Origin of the sequence: Exiguobacterium sp. s11, from assembly GCF_018619015.1 — a bacterium.
GTDB classification, from domain to species: Bacteria; Bacillota; Bacilli; order Exiguobacteriales; family Exiguobacteriaceae; genus Exiguobacterium_A; species Exiguobacterium_A indicum.
Genome location: NZ_JACSNF010000004.1, coordinates 191645 through 211637 on the forward strand (window position 1 = coordinate 191645; position 19993 = coordinate 211637).

Sequence of the window (19993 nt, forward strand, 5' to 3'; positions counted from 1 at the left end):
GGATTCGCGATGGCTTTAGCACAAGACATTAAAGCACAACTCGCGCAATACCTCGAGCTTCTCGAAGGCGATCTCGTCCTAGCGGTTAGCGCTGGGACAGACGCCGTCTCGCTTGAGATGAGCGCACTCGTCGAAGAGATCGCAAGCATGACACCACGCATCTCCGTCGAGCAGGCAAGCCTTCCCCGGACACCAAGTTTCACAGTCAACCGTGTCGGTGAGACAAGCGGCATCACGTTCGCGGGAATCCCACTCGGTCATGAGTTCACGTCCCTCGTTCTCGCTCTGCTACAAGTCAGCGGTCGAGCACCGAAGGTCGATGCAGACGTCATCAAGCAGATTCAAGGCATTCAAGAAACGTACCATTTCGAGTCGTACATCAGCTTGAGCTGCCACAACTGCCCGGATGTCGTACAAGCATTGAACGTCATGAGCGTCCTCAACCCGAACATCAGTCACACGATGATTGATGGCGCGGCATTTAAGGAAGAAGTCGAACAAAAAGAGATCATGGCTGTTCCGACGGTCTTCGTCAATGGCGAAGCATTCGGTAACGGACGGATGTCACTCGAAGAAATCTTGGCGAAGCTTGGTACAGGTGCCGATGCTTCTGATTTCGCTGATAAAGATCCATACGATGTCCTCGTCGTCGGTGGTGGTCCAGCTGGATCGAGTGCTGCCATCTATGCAGCCCGTAAAGGCATCCGGACAGGAATCGTCGCAGAACGCTTCGGTGGACAAGTCATGGATACGATGAGTATCGAAAACTTCATCAGCATGAAGTACACGGAAGGACCAAAACTCGTCGCAAGTCTTGAGGAGCACGTCAAGGAATATGGCATCGACGTCATGAACCTACAACGGGCAACTCGCCTTGAGAAGAAGGACCTCCTTGAGCTCGAGCTTGAGAATGGTGCTGTCTTGAAAACGAAGAGTTTGATCCTTTCAACAGGTGCACGCTGGCGTAACGTTGGTGTCCCAGGCGAACTCGAATTCAAGAACAAAGGCGTCGCCTACTGCCCACACTGTGATGGTCCGTTGTTCGAAGGAAAACGTGTCGCAGTCATCGGTGGCGGAAACTCAGGAATCGAAGCAGCCATCGATCTCGCAGGAATCGTCAAGCATGTCACAGTCCTTGAGTTCGCACCGGAATTAAAAGCAGACGCTGTTCTTCAAGAACGCCTCGCTTCACTTCCGAACGTCACGGTCGTCGTCAACGCACAGACGAAGGAAATCACAGGAACGGACAAAGTGAACGGTATCACGTACATCGAGCGCGAAACGAACGTCGAACGTCACGTTGAGCTCGAGGGTGTCTTCGTCCAAATCGGTCTCGTACCGAACACAGACTGGCTCGGTGAAACGGTGAACCGTAACAAGTTCGGTGAAGTCCAAGTCGATCGCCACGGCGCAACGAACGTACCAGGCGTTTTTGCTGCAGGAGACTGCACAGATAGCGCGTATAAACAGATCATCATCTCGATGGGATCTGGTGCAACAGCTGCACTCGGTGCTTTCGATCACTTGATCCGGAATTAATGAAAAAGAGCGGAACTCAAACGAGTTTCGCTCTTTTTCTGCCTCAATAGTAGATTTCACCGTACCATGAACAATGATATTCTTTCGTGATGTGATGTCTTGTTAAGATGCCTTGCTTCGCGTATGTACCACTGACCGTTACGACCATCGTTTGCAAAGCATCGATTGGAGTACCGGAGAATCCGGTTTGCGTCCACTTTCCACCATCGATCGCAAGAGACGTCATCGAAAAGACATCGGATAATCGTTGGCGTTTACTCTGTTCCAAGAGTTCCGTCTCGAAATTTCCGATGATCCGGACATCGTTTCCACGTTCCGTACGTTCAAGCGTTCGTTCACTATCCCACTCTAAGCTCGTTTGGACACGTAGCGGCTTCAACCGTTCGAGTGCCCGTTCTTGAAAACGTTCCGGCGAAACCCAGTCCTCGTCTGCGAATTGATTTGCTGCAAGCAACGTGACGTCCGCATTTTCATGTGTCCGATTTATGTTTTCCACGATTTTTTCATATGCTGCGTAATAACGTTGGTGTTGTGTCGTCTGGTCCTTTGCCTCTGATGTGACTGATGACAATGAAGCGAATAAAAAAACAGCTGTCGCAATCTGATATTTCACTGACTTCCCCTCCCTTTCGCTGTTCATTGTACGAAAAAAACGAGGAATAGATTCGAAAACGACAACCGTTTTATGGATTTTTTCATTCAAGAGTGTATCAATAGATCGTACTCTTATGGAATTAAGAACAGATCAAGATTTGTATTCAAAACTGACCCCTATAAATAATTCAAAGTTGACACTTTTGACTAGTCCAGTCATCTGATAGATTGAAGATATCTTAAAATCTATCATAAAGAAGGTTAGCCACATGCAAAAAGCAGCACCGTATTCTAGCACTCGTACCCGCCAGCTCGTCATCACTGCGATGTCAATCGCACTTGTTCTTGTTGCAACGATGTTCATCAATATTAAATTACCCATCGCTCCAAACGGTGGTCTCATTCATATGGGAACAGCGATGCTCTTTCTTGTTGCCATTTTATTCGGTCCACGGACAGCATTGATTGCCGGTGCTGTTGGAATGGGCTTATTTGATCTTCTATTGGGCTATACGATTTGGGCCCCTGGTACGATCATCGCACGTGGACTTCAAGGGCTGATTGTTGGTTACATCGCGTGGTCAGGTGGTCGCAACGGAACGAATGTCACATTCAACTTGATCGGGATGATCGCTTCCGCTCCTGTCATGCTGCTCGTCTACTTCGTACATGAAGGGATTATGTTCAGCAACTGGGTCGCACCATTCGGTTCCATTACAGGAAACATTATTCAAAACGTCCTCGGAATCCTTGTCGCGATTCCAGTCGGGATTGCACTGAAGAAAACACGCTTCTTCCGTAACTTCCGCTAAATCAAAAAAACCGTCCGGCTCCTCGTAGAGTCGGACGGTTTTCGTTTAGCGAATCGGTTGACCTTGTTCGAGTTCGAGCGTTTTTGCTGTTTCGGCATGGATCTGTTCGAACAGCTCCGGATGTTCAACGAGTGAGATCCCGTAAGACGGAATCATCTCCTTGATTTTTGCTTCCCACGCCGGTAATTCGGACGGGAAACATTTTCCGAGTACTTCGAGCATGACTGGAACCGCTGTTGAGGCACCTGGTGACGCCCCGAGTAAGGCAGCGACAGATCCGTCGGCCGCACTGACGACTTCTGTTCCGAACTGGAGTGTCCCTTTTCCTTGTGGTGTATCCTTGATGACTTGGACACGTTGACCAGCGACGACGACATCCCAGTCTTCTGTCTTCGCATTCGGGATGAACTCTCGTAATTCGTTCATCCGTTGTTCCGTCGACAAGAGGACTTGTTCGATCAGATACTTCGTCAATCCCATCTCTTTAGCTCCCGCAGCAAGCATCGTCAAGACGTTATTCGGTTTGACGGACGCAATCAAATCAAGATTCGATCCTGTCTTGAGGAACTTCGGTGAAAAGCCAGCGAACGGTCCGAAGAGGAGTGATTTCTTCCCATCGATGTATCGTGTATCCAAGTGCGGTACTGACATCGGCGGTGCTCCGACTTTCGCTTTTCCGTAGACTTTCGCATGATGCTGTTCAATGATTTCAGGATTTTTACAGACGAGGAACAAGCCACTGACTGGGAAACCACCGATCTGCTTCGATTCCTCGATGCCTGTTTTTTGGAGCAATGGTAAACTACCGCCGCCACCCCCGATGAAGACAAACTGAGCCGTATGATGCTCGATCCGGTGATCGCGCTCATTCTTCACTTTGACTTCCCAACCTCCGTCAACACGTTTCAAATCCTCGACACCGTGCTGATAGTTGATCTCTACATCGTGCTGTTCGAGATATTCAAACAGGATTCGTGTCAACGCACCAAAGTTGACGTCCGTTCCTGAATCGATTTTTGTCGCAGCAATCGGCTCGGGTGACGTCCGACCGTTCATGATGAGTGGAATCCACTCGGCTAATTTCGCTGGATCCTCTGAATATTCCATTCCCGCAAACAACGGATTATCTGATAGCGCTTCCAATCGTTTTTTCAGAAATTCTACGTTTTCTGTTCCTTCAACCATACTCATATGTGGAATCGGCATGATGAATTCTTTCGGATTCGGCAAGACACCTTCCTTGACGAGATGCGACCAGAATTGACGTGACAGTTGGAACTGTTCGTTTACTTTGACTGCTTTACTGATATCGATCGAACCATCAGCGTTTTCCGTCGTATAGTTCAGTTCGCATAATGCGGCGTGACCTGTTCCTGCATTGTTCCACTCGTTCGAGCTCTCTTCCCCGGCACTCGCGAGTTTCTCGAATACCTTGATGTTGATCTCAGGCGCGAGTTCTTTTAATAAGACCCCTAACGTCGCGCTCATGACTCCGGCACCAATTAAAATAACGTCTGTTTTTTTAGGCATACTGCTCATGATATCCTTCCTATCCCCGTTGATATTATGGACTACCTGTCATGAAAAACTTCCCCCTCATGACGACAACTTACCTTTCCATTATAACCCTATCATAGCTTGCACAGAAAGGAACTTCTTTTACATTCAGAAATGTGCCGCGGCAGCTGATTTTACAAAATCGTCTGCCTCTTTTCAAAGCAGACGATTCCGCTCATTTGATGCGTAATCCTAAGTTTCCTTTAATGGTTTCATACCAACGATAGGTGTGATGGCTTTTTTGAATCACTGGCTCCTCCATCGAAATAGCCATGACCTGCTGTCCATAGTCATCAAAACGTAGATAAACAAGATAACTCCCCCGCTCCATTTGTTTGGGTAGTTCTACCTGCAAGCGATAATAATGTTTTTCAAGATCTGTGACATCTGTCTTTAAAAGATGCGTTTCTTCCATCCAATTACGATGTTGCAGTGTAATCCCTTCTACACGAATTCGACGATCTCCAAGTGTTTGAACCGTTAGCTCGAGTCCCTTTTCTGTCAGTTCTAATTCGTGCACCTTCACATATAGAGGGAGAGCTAGCATTTGTTTCTGACCACTGCCTAATGGAATACTCCAGTAAGGTTGATCATCCACCCATTCGATTTCCTTTGTTTCTTTCGATTTCGACCACTTGACAGCATCCATGAAATCATCAAAACGTCCGGTGTTCCAGTAATGATACAACAGACGATTGAACGGCTTTTCAATCAATGAATCGATGGGATAGGAACGGTTTTGCGTAAATAAGGCAACGACGCGCGCAAACATTTGATGATAGGCTGACGGATCATGACTTTTGAGAAAGTGCTTACGATCATATAAGCGTGTGATGCAGTCAAACTCAATCAGTCGATTGAGGATGAGACGCTCCTTTTCAACAGATAATTTATATTCCAACACACGTCGTAAGACGATAAGATTCGTTTCCATCTTTTCCATGATATCAGTCTGCTTCGTTAATGAGTCATTTTCCTCAAGACGGTTCAAATAATAGATGGGAGCCGTGACCGTTGATATCGCATCCGTTCGTATTAAGACATCGATAAAAAATTGTTTATCTTCGGCGAATTTCATTGATGGAAATTGAATCGCATGACGTAGCAGAAAGTCTCGACGCATCATACGGGCACGTGGACCAAGATGATAAAACGCATGCTTTAACGTATAAGGAGAAACGTGATCACGATTACGATTCGATTCGTGAACGCCGATGATTCGGTTCGGTTGATTCGTAGACACTTGAATCGTACGTCCGACGGCGTAGTCCACTCCGGTTCGATCCATCGTCTCATTTAAAATCCGTAATCCATCATGCGCTAACCAATCGTCCGCATCCAAAAACGTAACATATTTCGATCGTGCAAGAGCCAAACCTAGATTACGTGGCATCGCAGGCGTGCCCGTATTGTTTTTCAGCAGTACACTGACAAGTTGAGGATATAAGGCAGATAAGCGTCTTAACAGACGGCGTGAGCCATCTGTCGATTTATCATCTACCGCAATGATCGTCACGTTTCGAATACCGATCGTCTGTACTAAAACGGAGTTAATCGTTCGTTCAAGATAGATAATCGCGTTGTACACTGGAATAACGACTGTAACAGCAACATGACGTCTTAGACGTTTTGCATTTAAAACCTCATAGTCTTTTGGTACTGATGAAATCTTTGACCTCACTTGATTCACTCCTCATCCTCAAAGGTGATTCAATTTATCAACTATATTGGTTTTTAATGTAAAATACTTATAGTATAAATAAAATTCAATTGTCCTGCAAGTATCGTTTGGAACACACACGAACGTATGAATTCATTCAAAAAAGGTAATCATATAACAAAGATAAAGGAGGAAGACTTATGGCGACACGCTGGATATTCGGTAATCAATTGAATCACGATCTCCCTTTATTGCAGGAAGCAAACAAACAAGACGACGTCATTCTGATGGTCGAAGCGACCTCGCGTTCTAAGTGGAAGACGTACCATAAACAAAAACTTGTCCTCGTCTTCTCAGCGATGCGACATTTTGCGGAAGAACTCCGCGAAAAAGGCTTCACCGTCGATTACCGGGAAGCCGATTCGTTCGATCAGGCGTTCAAGGCGCACCGAAAAGATCATGATCCGGATCATGTATTCTATACGGCGATCACGGACGAACCGATGCGCAAGGCGATGCACAAGTGGCAAGACGCTTTACCGAAGAAAATCACGGTCGAGGTCTGTTCCGACGTGCCGTTGTTTTTACTGACACAGGAAGAAGCGGTCGAAGCAATCGGCGATAAGCCATACAAGATGGATCGATTTTATCGCAAACTGCGCAAGGAACGAAACGTTCTCATGAACGGCTCTAAACCGATTGGTGGAAAGTGGTCGTTTGACGCCGAGAATCGAAAACCAGCGAAGTCCGGGACGACGTTTCCGGATCCAATTCAATTTCGTCCCGATCGCATCACAAAGGACGTCATCGACAAGGTCGAGCGTGATTTCTCTGATCATCCGGGAGCACTTGATTCCTTCCATTGGCCAGTCACGCGCAAGGAAGCGACGCGGGCTCTTCATCGTTTCATCGAAGAACGACTTGAGACGTTCGGAACGTATCAAGACGCCATGCTGACCGGTGAAGATACGTTATCGCATTCGCTCTTATCAGCAGCAATCAATCTCGGCTTGCTGACACCGGAAGAGGTCATTCGTCAAGTCGAAGCCGCCCTCGAAGATCAAGATGCTCCGCTCAATGCGGTCGAAGGTTTTATTCGACAAATCCTCGGCTGGCGCGAGTACATGCGTGCCGTCTACTTAGCCGAGATGCCAGACTATGCTTCCGTCAATGCGCTGCGTCATGAAGCGGATTTACCGGACTTTTTCTGGACCGGGAAGACGAACATGAACTGTGTCGCTGAATCGCTACGTCCTGTCGTCGAACATGCGCACAATCACCACATCCAGCGTTTGATGGTGCTCGGAAACTTCGCTAATCTGTTTGCGATCTCGCCGCAACAGACAGCAGACTGGTTCAATGAGATGTACATCGATGCTTATGACTGGGTCGTCTTACCGAACGTCCTCGGGATGGCGCTTCATGCCGATGGGGGGACTTTATCGACCAAACCGTACATCGCTTCGGCGAATTACATCCATAAGATGAGTGATTATTGCAAGGGGTGTCCGTTCCATCAAAAGGACATGCTCGGAGAGGATGCCTGTCCGTTTAACGCTCTGTACTGGGACTTCATCGACCGGCACGAAAAGCGCTTCGCTGATAATCCACGGATGTCGATGATGTATCGGCAATGGGGAAAGCGCGATGCAGACAGCAAACGTGACATTCGAAAGAAAGCGAAAGCACTTCGGAAACAATTACAGGATGGTGCTTTCGATACACCATGAAACAAGCCGGTCGGATTAGATCCGACCGGCTTGTTTTGGCTTACGCACTTTTTTGATTAGCTGCTTGTTGTTTCTTTTTCCGGAGATGATACAGTCCGAATAGTCCGAGGAACCAGACCGGTGTCAGCAGCAAAGCTGGACGTGTATCGTCAGCAAACAGCATGACGACGAGAATGACTGCAAACAATCCGAGCACGAGGTAATTGACGAGTGGTGTCAATGGTGCTTTGAATGTCGATGCCGCATGTAATTCCGGATTTTGTTTTTTGTACCGGAGATGACAGACGAGGATGACACCCCAGACCCAGATGAAGCAGATCGCACTGATCGTCGTGACGATACTGAACGCTTGTCCTGGTAACAGTTTACTGAGCAAGGCACCGACTGAGACGACAATCGTCGAGACGAACAAGGCGTTTGCCGGAACATGGTTTTTGTTCAACTTCGAGAACTTTTTCGATGCTTGCTGTTGATTTCCCAGGTTATACAGAATACGGCTCGTCGAGAACATTCCGCTGTTACACGCAGAAGCAGCGGATGTCAGTACGACGAAGTTGATGATTCCTGCTGCGAGTGGAATCCCGATCAGACTGAACGTCTTGACGAACGGACTTTCTGTCGCACTTAATCCTGTCCATGGGTTGATCATCAAGAGGACGAGTAAGGCACCGACATAGAAGAATAAGATCCGAAGCGGAATCTTATTGATTGCGGACGGAATGTTCTTTTTCGGATCCGCTGTCTCTGCTGCGGATACCCCGACGAGCTCGACGCCGACATAGGCGAAGACGACCATTTGGAACGATAGCAAGAATCCAGAAATCCCGTTTGGCATCCATCCACCATGTGACCAGAGGTTCGACACGGTCACGGGACCAGCGTCCGTTTTAAAACCGATCGCGAGCAGGACGATTCCGACACCAATCAAGGCGAGGATCGTCACGACCTTGATCAAGGCAAACCAAAACTCGAGTTCCCCGAACAATTTAACGGTTAATAAGTTAAAACCAAGTAAAATCAAGAGCGCGAGAACGGCTGGAATCCATTGCGGGATATCAAACCAATACTTGACGTACAGACCGACGGCGATGATGTCCGCCATCGCTGTCATGATCCAACAGAACCAATATGTCCACCCGGTCACGAACGCGGCACGTGGTCCGAGATAATCTTCTGCGATATCCGTGAGTGACTGATAACCTGCTTTTGACAATAACAATTCCCCAAGTGCGCGCATGACGAAGAAGATTGCGATCCCGACGAGTAAGTAGGCAAAAATGATTGATGGGCCGGCGAGTTGAATCGCTTTACCTGATCCTAAAAACAAACCCGTTCCGATTGTTCCACCAATGGCAATCAACTGTACATGACGATTCGATAAATCCCGTTTTAATCCTTGCTGTTCCAAACCTGAACTCCTCCTTATGATGGTTTCTCTACGCTTCAGACCGTTCTGTCGGTCCTGAAAAAGAAAAAAAGAGACTGGACGAATGTCCAATCTCAACAAAATCAAAGGAATAACCCATGCACGCCACTACGACATTCCATGAATGCCCGTCGCTGCATGTGATTACTCTTCTGTCCGTTTGCCTGAGATTGTGAACCCTTCGGCGCCGTGTCGACACGGTCTCTCCAGAAGCTGCTCCTGCCATAGTGTGACCCATGACAATCATAGCTTTCTCTTTATTTGATTATCCGATGCGTCGCTGCATCGATGAATTGTTTCTAATTCTAGTAATCTCTAAAGCGTTTGTCAACGCCTTTTTTCAAAATAATTTTCAACCTGTGAAAAGGACTTTACCATCTTTTCCAGAAATCATACAGCACGACTTGATCACGAAAGGATGGAATATTCATGTCGACGATTTACTTGGTTCGCCACTGTGAAACGACCGGTCAAGCGCCTGAAGCCCCGTTAACTCCTCGCGGAGAAGAACAGGCGCAACGACTGTGTACGCAGTTACTTGAGCTTCCGATCACGCATCTTCTTTCGAGTCCGTATCGCCGTGCGCTCGACTCGATTCAACCACTTGCGACTGCTTTGAAACTACCCATTGCACAAGAAGAAAACTTAAAAGAACGACGGTTAAGTGCTGTTCCACTTGACGATTGGCAGGACCATCTTCGTCGAACGTTCATCGATCCCGATTATACGTGTCCTGGTGGTGAATCTAGCCGGGTAGCGACGGAACGTATCACACGCGTCGTTGAAAAAGCGTTGCAACAGCATGATGGAGCCATTCTCGTGACGCACGGGAATCTGTTATCTTTATATCTGCATTCGATCGATCCAACGTTCGGATTCAAAGAAAGTTTACAGCTGAAAAATCCAGATCTTTTTAAGGTGACGCAAGTAGATGATGTAATATCTTTTCAATCGATCGATCTATACTGACGGAGCCTGATTCAAATATGCATAACGCTTCAATTCGAATACGGTTTGTTCAAAATTAATTGTTTGATCATCAAAGACTTGTATGTAATCGGGGCGTTGTGCAATCGTCATCGTTTTTCCGCTACGAACACTTTTCGGTCGACTTAAATTCAAGTCATTCTTTTGAGAATACTCCAATAACGCTTGCATGCACTGATCCCGGTACGCTCTCATATTTTGATTGTCAGCAGCTTCTACCTTTGCTTTTAACGTTGATTCTTCTAACTGCCAATAGTGCGGTTGACTATCATCTCCTTTCCACCAGAATGCCCAAAATCCACCGCGCGCATTTTCCACACGCCCCCAGTTTCCGTGCTTCAATTCTTTTTGCAGATCTCTAAAGAATCCTTGCCAAGAGAAATTGCTCCATTCCGTGAGAGGTAATGATTTATAGGATTCGATCGAGGTGTCAATCTGCTTGAGATACCGAAGATAATCATTCAAAATATCATTTCTCGTCGAAGCAGGAAAGCCGCTCAGTACTTCAATCATCTTCGTTCGCGTAAATACTTGATATCCTGCTCCTGTTACGCCGGAGTAGTCGCCTTGTTCTACGATTTTGTAATAAATCGGTATCGGCTCCAAATACCATGTTTCAGGATGCGTTTTGACCATATCAAGATATCGCTTTAATTGATTGGAATGATGTTTCGTAAAGACTTTATCCTCGATCAGAATGGCATATGTCTCATTAATGATCGCTAATATATCTAGACTATTGAATTGTCTTCTAATACGGACACTGTGAATAGGCTCCGGCAATGAGCAATCATGAAGGTAGAACATTTCGCGTACGAATCCATTCGCAATCGCATGAAGTTGTGGATCGTGATTTCGTGCTCCTTCTTCCGCCCACTTCAATAACCAACATAGAAAGGCATCTTGCGATAATTCACTGGTGGCATAATTAAAAATATTAGGTTTCAAATGAACACCTCCTTTTATTACAATTATAGGCATTTATTTTCTTCTTATTATTCATTTGAAGAATAATAATGAACTCTACTCATTCAATTTGCTTATAGATTTCATAAGAACTATCTATTTTACTTCCCTTCGAAACGGCTTTATATTAAACGAATTGATAATAAAGTTAAGTAGTTTTCGATTCAGGTATGAAGCGGAACTTCAGAAAAGAAGGGATTTTTATGTCTACCACAAAAAAAGGCTATTTCATGATGATCGTCCTCTGGTTTGCCTATGCGACCTTCGCCATGAACTGGGTTGCGGGTTCGTCGTTGACGCCACAAATCACGGCGCATTTCTTCGGCAATCAGACCGTTGACCCCCTCATCTCACAACTCGTCAATTATTCGATTACGACGGCGCGTGTCTTCGCCAACATTCTCGCCGCGCTCATCTTGATGAAGCTCGGTCCGAAAAAAGCACCGTTGCTCGCATTGTTGTTCCTGATGATGTCGATCGTCGCCATCTATCTACCGAACTACTGGGCGTATACGGTCGCTCGCATGGTCATGGGACTCGGTGGTTCAATGGTCATCGTCTACATGAATCCGGTCGTGACACGTTACGTCCAAGATCCGGCTGAAAAATTACGGATCAACGCCTTCAACACTGTTTCCTATAACGTCGGTGCATTCGTCGTGTCACTCTTGTTCACCTTGTTTGCCGATCAATTCGTCAGTGACTGGAAACTGACGTTGACGATTTTCGCGAGTCTGACAGCGATTCTCTTCTTCGCATGGTGGATTGGTAGTGAGTCGTTCGAGTTGAACGATGCTGCGGACGCGGACGAAACGCCTTACGGTTATGGAGATGCTGTCCGCGATCCGTTCCTCTGGAAATATGCGGTTGCCTTCGGCGGTTTCTTGACGCTCTATATCTTATCGCTCGTCGGCTTGAAACCTGTGTTCGATACGTATACGCAGTTGAACGGTTCGCTCGTCAACCTGTTAGTCTCAGGTGCCGGAATCGTCGGAACGTTCGTCGGTCTACGGATCGGTAACAAAGGAACACCTCGTAAACCGATTCTGTTGATCAGCGGGACGGTCATGATCGCGAGTTTCCTCGTCACCGTCTTGTTCGGAAACATCTCGCCACTCGTTTCGTATGTCTTTGCGTTCATTTCCGGATTTGCGATGTACATCCAGTATCCGATCTTCATGAACTTGGCACACGAACGAAAAGGGATGACACCGCAAAAGATTACCGTCTTATTCGGTCTCTTCTGGGCGATTGCTTATGCGACGCAGACGATCTTTACGATCATTTGGAGTTACGCACTCGGACATGCGGGATATACGGTCTCGATGATCGTCTTCTTCCTCTGCTGTTCCGTGTATCTGTTCTTCACGTTCTTCTTACCAGAAACAAAACCAAAACGGACGGATGCACTTCGAAAATCCGCTTAATCAAGCAACAAGCCCTTCCGAATCACCGGAAGGGCTTGTTTTTTTATGCCTCGTTATGCGCGCCATAACTATGACGAAGAGCAAATAACAGCCGAATCAATGATTCATGATAACCGATGAACCATCCTTCTTCGATTCCGTTAACGATCGCTTCTTCTGTCATCCAAGCGACGCGCTGGACTTCTTCTTCCTGCAGCATCAAAGTCGTCAAATCCACTTCCTGCTCGACGAGATAATAATCGTCAAAACCGATTTCAAACGGGATCGTCAGATGGGGACGGATGCCTGTGAAATCGATATCGAGTCCAAGCTCTTCCGACAGTTCTCGTTGCGCTGCCATCTGACTCGTATCCCCACTAATCGCACTGCCCCCGACCGTCAGATCCCACATGTTCGGCCAACCGGATTTGAACGGTTCCCGTTGTTGGACGAGCATCTCTCCTTTGGCGTTAAAGACACAGACGTGAATCGTCATGTGATAATCGCCGGCTGTATGCGGCGTCCCCCGTGTCCAGAGCCGTCCTGTTTTCTTACGATCTGCTGTGTATACATCCCACTGTTCCATCCTAAATCATGCCCCTTTTTAATCAATGAAAGATGTAGAGTTCGAACTTTCCTCCGCCTTGACGCAATCAATCGCGACGACGAGGGCGATCAACAATTCTTCCATCGCTTCATCTTCGACTTCAATCATGTACTGGTCGGTCCAAGAAATCCATTTTTTCTGAACGCGACCAATCCGTTGTCCCTGTTGTAGAACCTCAAAATCAACATCCCACCAGTCACCCGTCACTTCGAACTGATCCGAGTTGATCGTATAACGGTCCTTGAAGAAGGTGAACTCTTTAATAATTTCAAATGATTGCCCTGCTGCTTCGACATAAAAGACCGGTCGGAAACTGAACGTTTTCTTCTCGATTTCGGCGACGACTTCTCCGTTTCGGTTCGTTACGGTAAAGGTCTTCGGTAATTTCATAAAACTGCCCTCGATGTGATAGGCATCATGCCCCTCTTCGTCCTGAATCGCAAATCGTCCACGTAAACTGAACGCTTTTTCTTTCATATAGAGTGTATGCATCCCGGTCTCCTCCTTTAACGTATAAATTCATTTACGCTATCATCGACGGAAAAGATTCAATATCTGGAAATTATCGTTTGTGTCCGGACTTTCAGTGGTATCAACTTACATATCACGAATCTACGGGAAAGAAGGAATTTTGATGTCTATCGATACGATTGTTCTCTTCATTTTACTCGCCATCGCCCTGTTGATCATCCTTGTCCCACCGCTTCTTCTTTGGCATGTCTGGCGCGCCGATCGCCGCCAGCAAGAACACGCGGTCCTGCGAAACTTCCCTGTCCTTGGAAAAATGCGCTATATCCTCGAGAACATGGGACCGGAACTCCGCCAATACTTATTTCTCAACAATAACGAAGGTAAACCCTTCTCCCGCAATGAATACAAGACAGCCGTCCTATCCGGCAAATACCAAAGTCGAATTCTCGGTTTTGGATCGGAACGTGATTTTGAAGAAGCTGGTTTTTATGTACAAAATGCCCTCTTTCCAACGAATCGAAATGAACTGCGCATCGATCAATCCGAACGTGTGGATACTCATATCTATCAGATCGACCGCGATGAACTGTTTACGCGTAAAGAACATCTCGTTGCGAAGCAAATTTCACCGTATCTCTTGAAAATGGAGGATGCACCGGTCATTGGCGCGACGACATGTCGACACCCTTATCAAATTCAAGGACTGATTGGTCAATCGGCAATGAGTTTTGGCGCACTCGGTGATCGGGCGATCACCGCGCTCTCGATCGGACTTGGTCGCGCTAAAGGGAGCTGGATGAATACCGGTGAAGGCGGGCTGTCTGACTTTCATCTTAAAGGTGACGTCGACATCATCTGTCAGATTGGTCCCGGTTTGTTCGGTGTCCGAACGGAAGACGGTGATTTTTCGTTCGATGAGTTCCAGAAAAAAAGTGAGTTACCGCAAGTCAAAGCCTTCGAACTCAAGCTCGCTCAAGGAGCTAAGACACGCGGTGGTCACCTCGAAGGATCAAAGGTCACAGAAGAGATTGCCGCTGTCCGGAAGGTCAAAGTCGGTGTCGGCATCGATAGTCCGAACCGGTTCAACGAATTCACGACACCAGAGACGATGCTCGACTGGGTCGAACGTCTTCGCGAAGCTGGCGGCAAACCGGTCGGGGTTAAAGTCGTCGTCGGTAATCTCGAAGACATGCGTCAGTTGATTGCTTATATGAAAGAATCCGGACGTCACCCGGACTTCATGACAGTCGACGGAGGTGAAGGGGGTACAGGCGCGACGTTCCAGGAACTCGCGGATGCTGCCGGTCTACCACTCTTTTCCGCCTTACCGTTCGTCCATCAACTCCTGACGGAAGCTGGTTTACGCGACAAGGTCAAAGTGTTCGCGTCCGGTAAGCTGATCAGTGCCGATAAGATTGCGATCGCTCTCGCTCTCGGTGCCGACTTCGTCAATATCGCGCGTGGTCTGATGTTTAATGTCGGCTGTATCCAAGCGCAAGTTTGTCATACGAATCACTGTCCGGTCGGTGTCGCGACGACCGATCCGAAGCTGCAAAAGGCACTGATCGTCGACGAAAAAAGTTTCCGCGTGACGAATTACATCATCTCGTTACGAGAAGGTCTCTATAACCTGACGGCAGCAGCAGGACTCGTCTCACCAACAGAACTTCGCCCAGAACACGTCATCTATAAGGACGAAGCCGGACACCTGATTCCGGGACCGGACTGGATGACACGGCATATGATGGATCGCTCTCTTTCCTCACGGTAACGAATAGCACTCACTTGCACTTTTTAGCCAGAGCGCTTAAAGTGTATAGTTGATGAAATTCTTTAACCACACACGTGCATTACCTTAAGGAAAGGGTTTAATATACTATGAAAAAGAACTTTTGGCAGGACTTACCACGACCATTTTTCGTCTTAGCACCGATGGAAGACGTCACCGACGTCGTCTTCCGCCACGTCGTCGCAAAAGCGGCGCGTCCGGACGTCTTCTTCACGGAATTTACGAATACAGAAAGCTATTGTCATCCGAAAGGCAAACAGAGCGTCCGCGGACGTCTCGAGTTCACGGAAGATGAACAACCAATGGTTGCTCACATCTGGGGCGACAAACCAGAATATTTCCGCGAAATGAGTATCGGCATGGCAGAGATGGGCTTTAGCGGGATCGACATCAACATGGGCTGTCCCGTCCATAACGTTGCTGTTAACGGTAAAGGCTCCGGTTTGATCAATCTTCCGGAAGTCGCAGCTGAACTGATCCAAGCTGCAAAAGCGGGCGGTCTCCCGGTCAGCGTCAAAACGCGTCTCGGTTATACGAAGGTCGAAGAGTGGCACGATTGGTTGCGCCACATCCTCGAGCAAGATATCGCGAACCTCTCTATTCATCTCCGGACACGTAAAGAGATGAGTGCCGTTCCAGCGCACTTCGAATTGATTCCGGAAATCAAGAAGTTACGTGATGAAATCGCACCACAGACGTTACTGACGATCAACGGGGATATCAACGATCGCCAACACGGTCTTGAACTCGTCGAGAAATACGGTGTCGACGGTGTCATGATCGGTCGCGGGATCTTCCACAACCCGTTTGCGTTCGAAGTCGAGAAAAAAGAACATTCGAGCCAAGAACTCCTCGATTTGTTACGTCTCCAGCTCGATCTGCACGATCATTACTCGGCTCAATTCGAGCCACGTCTCTTCAAGCCATTACGCCGGTTCTTCAAGATTTACGTCCGCGGATTCCGCGGCGCGAGTGAACTGCGGGTCAAATTGATGGAGACGAACTCAACGGACGAAGTGCGTGCCTTACTCGACGCCTTCGTTGAAGAAGAAGGGATTCACGAGGTCAACTCGTTTTCAATCTAATAACAAAGCACGCCTCCTCGTCTCGAGGAAGCGTGCTTTTTCGTGTCACCAGCGTTCGACGGTTTGCCGCGTATCTGCACACCATTGTTCAAAGTCAGACTGATGCGTCAGCAACAGAAAACGTCGTTTGCCGAGTCGCCGATCGAGCCGTGCGATACCACGAATGAAAGGATGTGGATGAACAAGCGCTTGTTCAAAAGGAAGATTCGGATACTGCAACAAGTCCTGTTGCATCTCGTAGTTCTCCATGTACCCGTCTTGTTTGACCTGTCGTTCAATCTCAGCGGATAACGCATGCGACTGCTTCAACCAGTCGGACTGCCATAACGATCCGGCTGGTTTTTCAGGTAACTGTGCAGCTTGTAACGCGTAGCGCCGATCGACTTCCCGTTCGAAGTGAAAGTCGTCTGCTCCGAGAATTTCTTCTCCGTCAACCGTCACCCAGACGCGACTAGGACTATCTTGAATCCGGTAGACAGCTGCATGAAAAGCAATCCGTCCCTGTAACGACGGGGCGAGCAGTTGCTCAACCCGTTTTTTGATGATGGAAAACTGCAAGCGATCCGTCCTTTCCGTCCGACTAATGTGATTAGCCGTTCTTCATATGAAACGATTCCGCAAGTGTGAACGTCAACTCTTTTAACTCCAGACCACCGAGTGCAAAGTAGAGTTTTAAATAGTTGTGCGGGTTGAAGACGAAGACGTCCTTCGTCTGGCTGACCCACTCTCCGTTCGTTCCGTTGAAGGTGAAGGTCGCGACCGGCATGTTGTTCGCAAACAACGTTACCGGCATCTGCGCTAGTTCACCGGCATTCGAACGTGCCGTCAACGTGACCTGGTACATCCCTGTCTCTTCCGCCGTGACAGCGAAGACATGACTGCTGCCTGTTGTCGTCACGACGTCCGTTAACGGGAACGCATCCCCACTGACGAGGCGTTGGTGCGAGACTGCTTGCTCTTCGAGCGTCTCTTCTTCGATCGGTGCCCCGAGGACCTCGACAGGTGACGCCGTTCCCATCACGCGATCCATGACCGGTGACCGGAGTAAGAACTGACAGATGTTCGCGGCACTTCGCAATAACTCGGAACGTCGAAGTGTTCCGTCGGCGAGAGCCGTCAACGTATCATCCTCGAACGGATTCGTTCCTGGTTCACCGACGACCATGTAGAGATCGTTTTGCGAACGGACCATCGTCGCTGTTTGCTGACGATTTGCTTCCGTTCCTTCGGCGTTGATTTTCGCCCACCAGTCGGTCATGACGATTCCGTCAAAGCCCCACTCATCGCGCAAAATACGTGTGTTCTGATCATACAAGCCAGCAGTCCAAATCCCATTGACGGCACCGTACGTCGTCATGATCGAGTACGCTTTCCCGTCCTTGATGGCCATCTCGAACCCTTTCAGGTACAACTCACGTAACGCCCGTTCTGATACGATCGAATCCAGATCATGCCGGTGGAACTCTTGGTTGTTGGCACTGAAGTGCTTCAATGTTCCCGTCACACCAACCCGGTGCATCCCGTCGAGCTGTGCCACAGCCATTTTTCCAGTCAGATACGAATCCTCCGAGAAATACTCGAAGTTCCGTCCGTTGAGTGGATGACGGTGAAGGTTCATCCCTGGTCCAAGCAACGTATCAATCTCGTTCTTCCGTAACTCGAGACCTGTCATCTCGAATAGATCGGCAATCAACGTCGTATTAAACGTCGAGGCAAGCAATGTTCCGTTCGGTAACGAGAAGGCTTTCGTCCCGATGTCCATCCGGATTCCGGACGGACCATCCGCGCAGCAGCCTGCTGGAATGCCGAGTGCTTCGAGTTCTGTCGTCACGCCACCGAAGGCGCCCGCCGTTCCCGGTGTGACGCGCGGTGAGTTCATCCCTTCCCCCCGGACGATTGCCGCGAGACCCGCATTCGTCAATTGATCGAGGAACGTCTCGAGCGTGACGCGCTCTTCTTTAACATCGCGTAACTTCCAACCGGCATCTTCCGTCTGCGTCCGGTCAACGGGACGCTCCTGTTGACGACGCTGTTCCGGATCGATCGTCCGCAGTGGTGTCGCTTCATATATCACCGTATATCCCGTTTCGGTCGCTTGTGGTTTGATGCGTTCAAACGCCGTCACCGGTGCCATGTTCTCCGTTAAGACATCCGTGACGTCAAGCGTCTCGACGGAATGGCTTGCGACTGGAACCGCCGACCGGACGTCCGTTCCGAGATAGAGCTGATACGTGCCGGGTTCGACGACATAAGACGACTTATGCCCGGTAACGCCACTATCGTCATAACTCGCAAACGAGGCGAACGGTACGACGAGTGTGAGAGATTCTTGTTCGCCTGGTGCGAGTTCTTTTGTCTTGCCGAACGTAACGAGTTGACGCGTTGGGTTCCCAAGTTGTCCTTGTGGTTTCTCGAGGTATCCTTGTACGACTTCCTTCCCGCTCGTCTGACCGGTATTCGTAACCGTCGCCGTAACCGTCCAAGCATCAGCTGACGTCGTTACGTCTGTCGTAAGGTCAAACGACGTATACGATAATCCATAACCGAACGGATACAAGACCGCTTCCGGTGCGAACGTCTCGAAGTAACGGTACCCGACATAGATGTCTTCTTGATACAACGCGCGATCGGCATGACCGAAGTATGGTGTCGACGGATAATCATCGAGTGAACGGACGATCGTATCCGGTAGTTTCCCAGACGGCGAGACGCGGCCGAGCAAGAGATCACTCAGTCCAGTTCCGCCTTCCATTCCTCCTTGCCACGCGTAGAGGACAGCACTTGGCGTCGTCTCTTCGACCCAGCGCATATCGATGATGTTCCCGACGTTCAAGACGACCACAGTTTGTTTGAAGTGTGTCGTCACGAGTCGGAGCATCTCCTGTTCCGTCTCCGTTAAAAAATAACTCCCTGGATCCGCTGTATTGTCGCGATCTTCCCCAGCCGTGCGACCAATCATGATCAAGGCAACATCGGAGTCAAGTGCTGCTTGCTGAACGAGTGTCGCGTCAAGCGGCATCTCTTCTTGCGACCACGGCTCGGCTGCCCAGCCTTCCCCTTGGTCAAACGGATGGTCTTCAATCCAGTTCTCATACGCCTTGAGGACGTCTGCGTTCAGCGTCACGTCTTCGCGTAGCATATCGAGCGGACTGACGACGTTCGTGACGTTGACCATCCCGCCTGATCCTGTTCCACTTTTATAGTAGTTGAACTGATTACGTCCGAAGACAGCGACCGTCGATGCGGGTTGCAACGGGAGCACACCATCATTTTGTAAGAGGACCGCCCCTTCCGCGACCGTTTGTCGTGCGAGTTTTGTATAGGCTTGCCAATCGAGCGTGTATGTCATACGTCATCCACCTTT

The 19993-nt window shown here is 48.6% G+C and carries 16 protein-coding genes and 1 riboswitch; of the genes, 7 read left to right on the top strand and 9 right to left on the bottom strand.

What is annotated here, in order from left to right; translation table 11 throughout:
• The first annotated feature begins 9 nt into the window (after positions 1-9).
• Positions 10-1539 carry an alkyl hydroperoxide reductase subunit F gene (gene ahpF / locus KNQ12_RS13530; RefSeq protein WP_214748915.1) on the top strand — a complete coding sequence of 510 codons (1530 nt, stop codon included), beginning with the start codon at positions 10-12 and terminating at the stop codon, positions 1537-1539.
• A 43-nt stretch (positions 1540-1582) separates the two neighbouring features.
• On the opposite strand, the gene KNQ12_RS13535 is transcribed toward ahpF, so the two are convergent.
• Positions 1583-2152, bottom strand: a complete 570-nt coding sequence (locus KNQ12_RS13535; RefSeq protein WP_023469817.1) for a hypothetical protein — start codon at positions 2150-2152, stop codon at positions 1583-1585.
• Between the two features lie 250 nt (positions 2153-2402).
• On the opposite strand from KNQ12_RS13535, the gene KNQ12_RS13540 reads away from it, so the two are divergent.
• Complete coding sequence (locus KNQ12_RS13540; protein WP_023469818.1) at positions 2403-2945, top strand: ECF transporter S component; 543 nt, start codon at positions 2403-2405, stop codon at positions 2943-2945.
• Between the two features lie 45 nt (positions 2946-2990).
• On the opposite strand, the gene KNQ12_RS13545 is transcribed toward KNQ12_RS13540, so the two are convergent.
• A complete protein-coding gene (locus KNQ12_RS13545; protein WP_214748918.1) occupies positions 2991-4484 on the bottom strand; it encodes a malate:quinone oxidoreductase in 1494 nt (497 codons plus the stop codon).
• A gap of 193 nt (positions 4485-4677) precedes the next feature.
• Positions 4678-6183 carry a glycosyltransferase family 2 protein gene (locus tag KNQ12_RS13550; RefSeq protein ID WP_214748920.1) on the bottom strand — a complete coding sequence of 502 codons (1506 nt, stop codon included), beginning with the start codon at positions 6181-6183 and terminating at the stop codon, positions 4678-4680.
• Positions 6184-6362: 179 nt separating this feature from the next.
• Between KNQ12_RS13550 and KNQ12_RS13555 the strand changes: the two genes are divergently transcribed.
• The gene (locus KNQ12_RS13555) at positions 6363-7892 is read left to right on the top strand and encodes a cryptochrome/photolyase family protein (protein ID WP_214748923.1); all 1530 of its coding nucleotides are present in this window, start codon (positions 6363-6365) and stop codon (positions 7890-7892) included.
• A gap of 40 nt (positions 7893-7932) precedes the next feature.
• Here KNQ12_RS13555 and KNQ12_RS13560 read toward each other — a convergent pair whose 3' ends face one another.
• A complete protein-coding gene (locus KNQ12_RS13560) occupies positions 7933-9300 on the bottom strand; it encodes an amino acid permease (RefSeq protein WP_214748926.1) in 1368 nt (455 codons plus the stop codon).
• Positions 9301-9460: 160 nt separating this feature from the next.
• Positions 9461-9538, bottom strand: a riboswitch (glycine riboswitch).
• Positions 9539-9747: 209 nt separating this feature from the next.
• Here KNQ12_RS13560 and KNQ12_RS13565 point away from each other — a divergent pair.
• Complete coding sequence (locus KNQ12_RS13565; RefSeq protein ID WP_214748929.1) at positions 9748-10287, top strand: histidine phosphatase family protein; 540 nt, start codon at positions 9748-9750, stop codon at positions 10285-10287.
• Here KNQ12_RS13565 and KNQ12_RS13570 read toward each other — a convergent pair.
• Complete coding sequence (locus KNQ12_RS13570) at positions 10279-11253, bottom strand: PD-(D/E)XK nuclease family protein (protein ID WP_214748932.1); 975 nt, start codon at positions 11251-11253, stop codon at positions 10279-10281. The genes KNQ12_RS13565 and KNQ12_RS13570 overlap by 9 nt on opposite strands.
• Before the next feature lie 221 nt (positions 11254-11474).
• Here KNQ12_RS13570 and KNQ12_RS13575 point away from each other — a divergent pair, with 221 nt between their 5' ends.
• Positions 11475-12698 (top strand): MFS transporter, encoded by a 1224-nt coding sequence (locus KNQ12_RS13575; protein WP_050678565.1) that lies wholly within the window; start codon positions 11475-11477, stop codon positions 12696-12698.
• Between the two features lie 43 nt (positions 12699-12741).
• Here the strand turns inward: KNQ12_RS13575 and KNQ12_RS13580 are convergent, their stop codons facing one another.
• Both KNQ12_RS13580 and KNQ12_RS13585 read right to left on the bottom strand, forming a co-directional pair.
• Positions 12742-13263, bottom strand: coding sequence for an NUDIX hydrolase (locus tag KNQ12_RS13580; protein WP_214748935.1), 522 nt, complete (start codon positions 13261-13263; stop codon positions 12742-12744).
• 18 nt (positions 13264-13281) lie between these two features.
• Positions 13282-13776: an LURP-one-related/scramblase family protein gene (locus tag KNQ12_RS13585; RefSeq protein ID WP_050678567.1), complete on the bottom strand. Its 495-nt coding sequence runs from the start codon at positions 13774-13776 to the stop codon at positions 13282-13284.
• Positions 13777-13918: 142 nt separating this feature from the next.
• Here KNQ12_RS13585 and KNQ12_RS13590 point away from each other — a divergent pair, with 142 nt between their 5' ends.
• Both KNQ12_RS13590 and KNQ12_RS13595 read left to right on the top strand, forming a co-directional pair.
• Positions 13919-15526 carry an FMN-binding glutamate synthase family protein gene (locus KNQ12_RS13590; protein WP_214748939.1) on the top strand — a complete coding sequence of 536 codons (1608 nt, stop codon included), beginning with the start codon at positions 13919-13921 and terminating at the stop codon, positions 15524-15526.
• Between the two features lie 107 nt (positions 15527-15633).
• Positions 15634-16629, top strand: coding sequence for a tRNA dihydrouridine synthase (locus KNQ12_RS13595; protein ID WP_214748941.1), 996 nt, complete (start codon positions 15634-15636; stop codon positions 16627-16629).
• A 45-nt stretch (positions 16630-16674) separates the two neighbouring features.
• Here KNQ12_RS13595 and KNQ12_RS13600 read toward each other — a convergent pair whose 3' ends face one another.
• Positions 16675-17187 carry an SF0329 family protein gene (locus KNQ12_RS13600; protein WP_214748944.1) on the bottom strand — a complete coding sequence of 171 codons (513 nt, stop codon included), beginning with the start codon at positions 17185-17187 and terminating at the stop codon, positions 16675-16677.
• A 31-nt stretch (positions 17188-17218) separates the two neighbouring features.
• Positions 17219-19978, bottom strand: a complete 2760-nt coding sequence (locus KNQ12_RS13605) for a glycoside hydrolase family 3 protein (protein ID WP_214748947.1) — start codon at positions 19976-19978, stop codon at positions 17219-17221.
• Between the last annotated feature and the right edge of the window lie 15 nt (positions 19979-19993).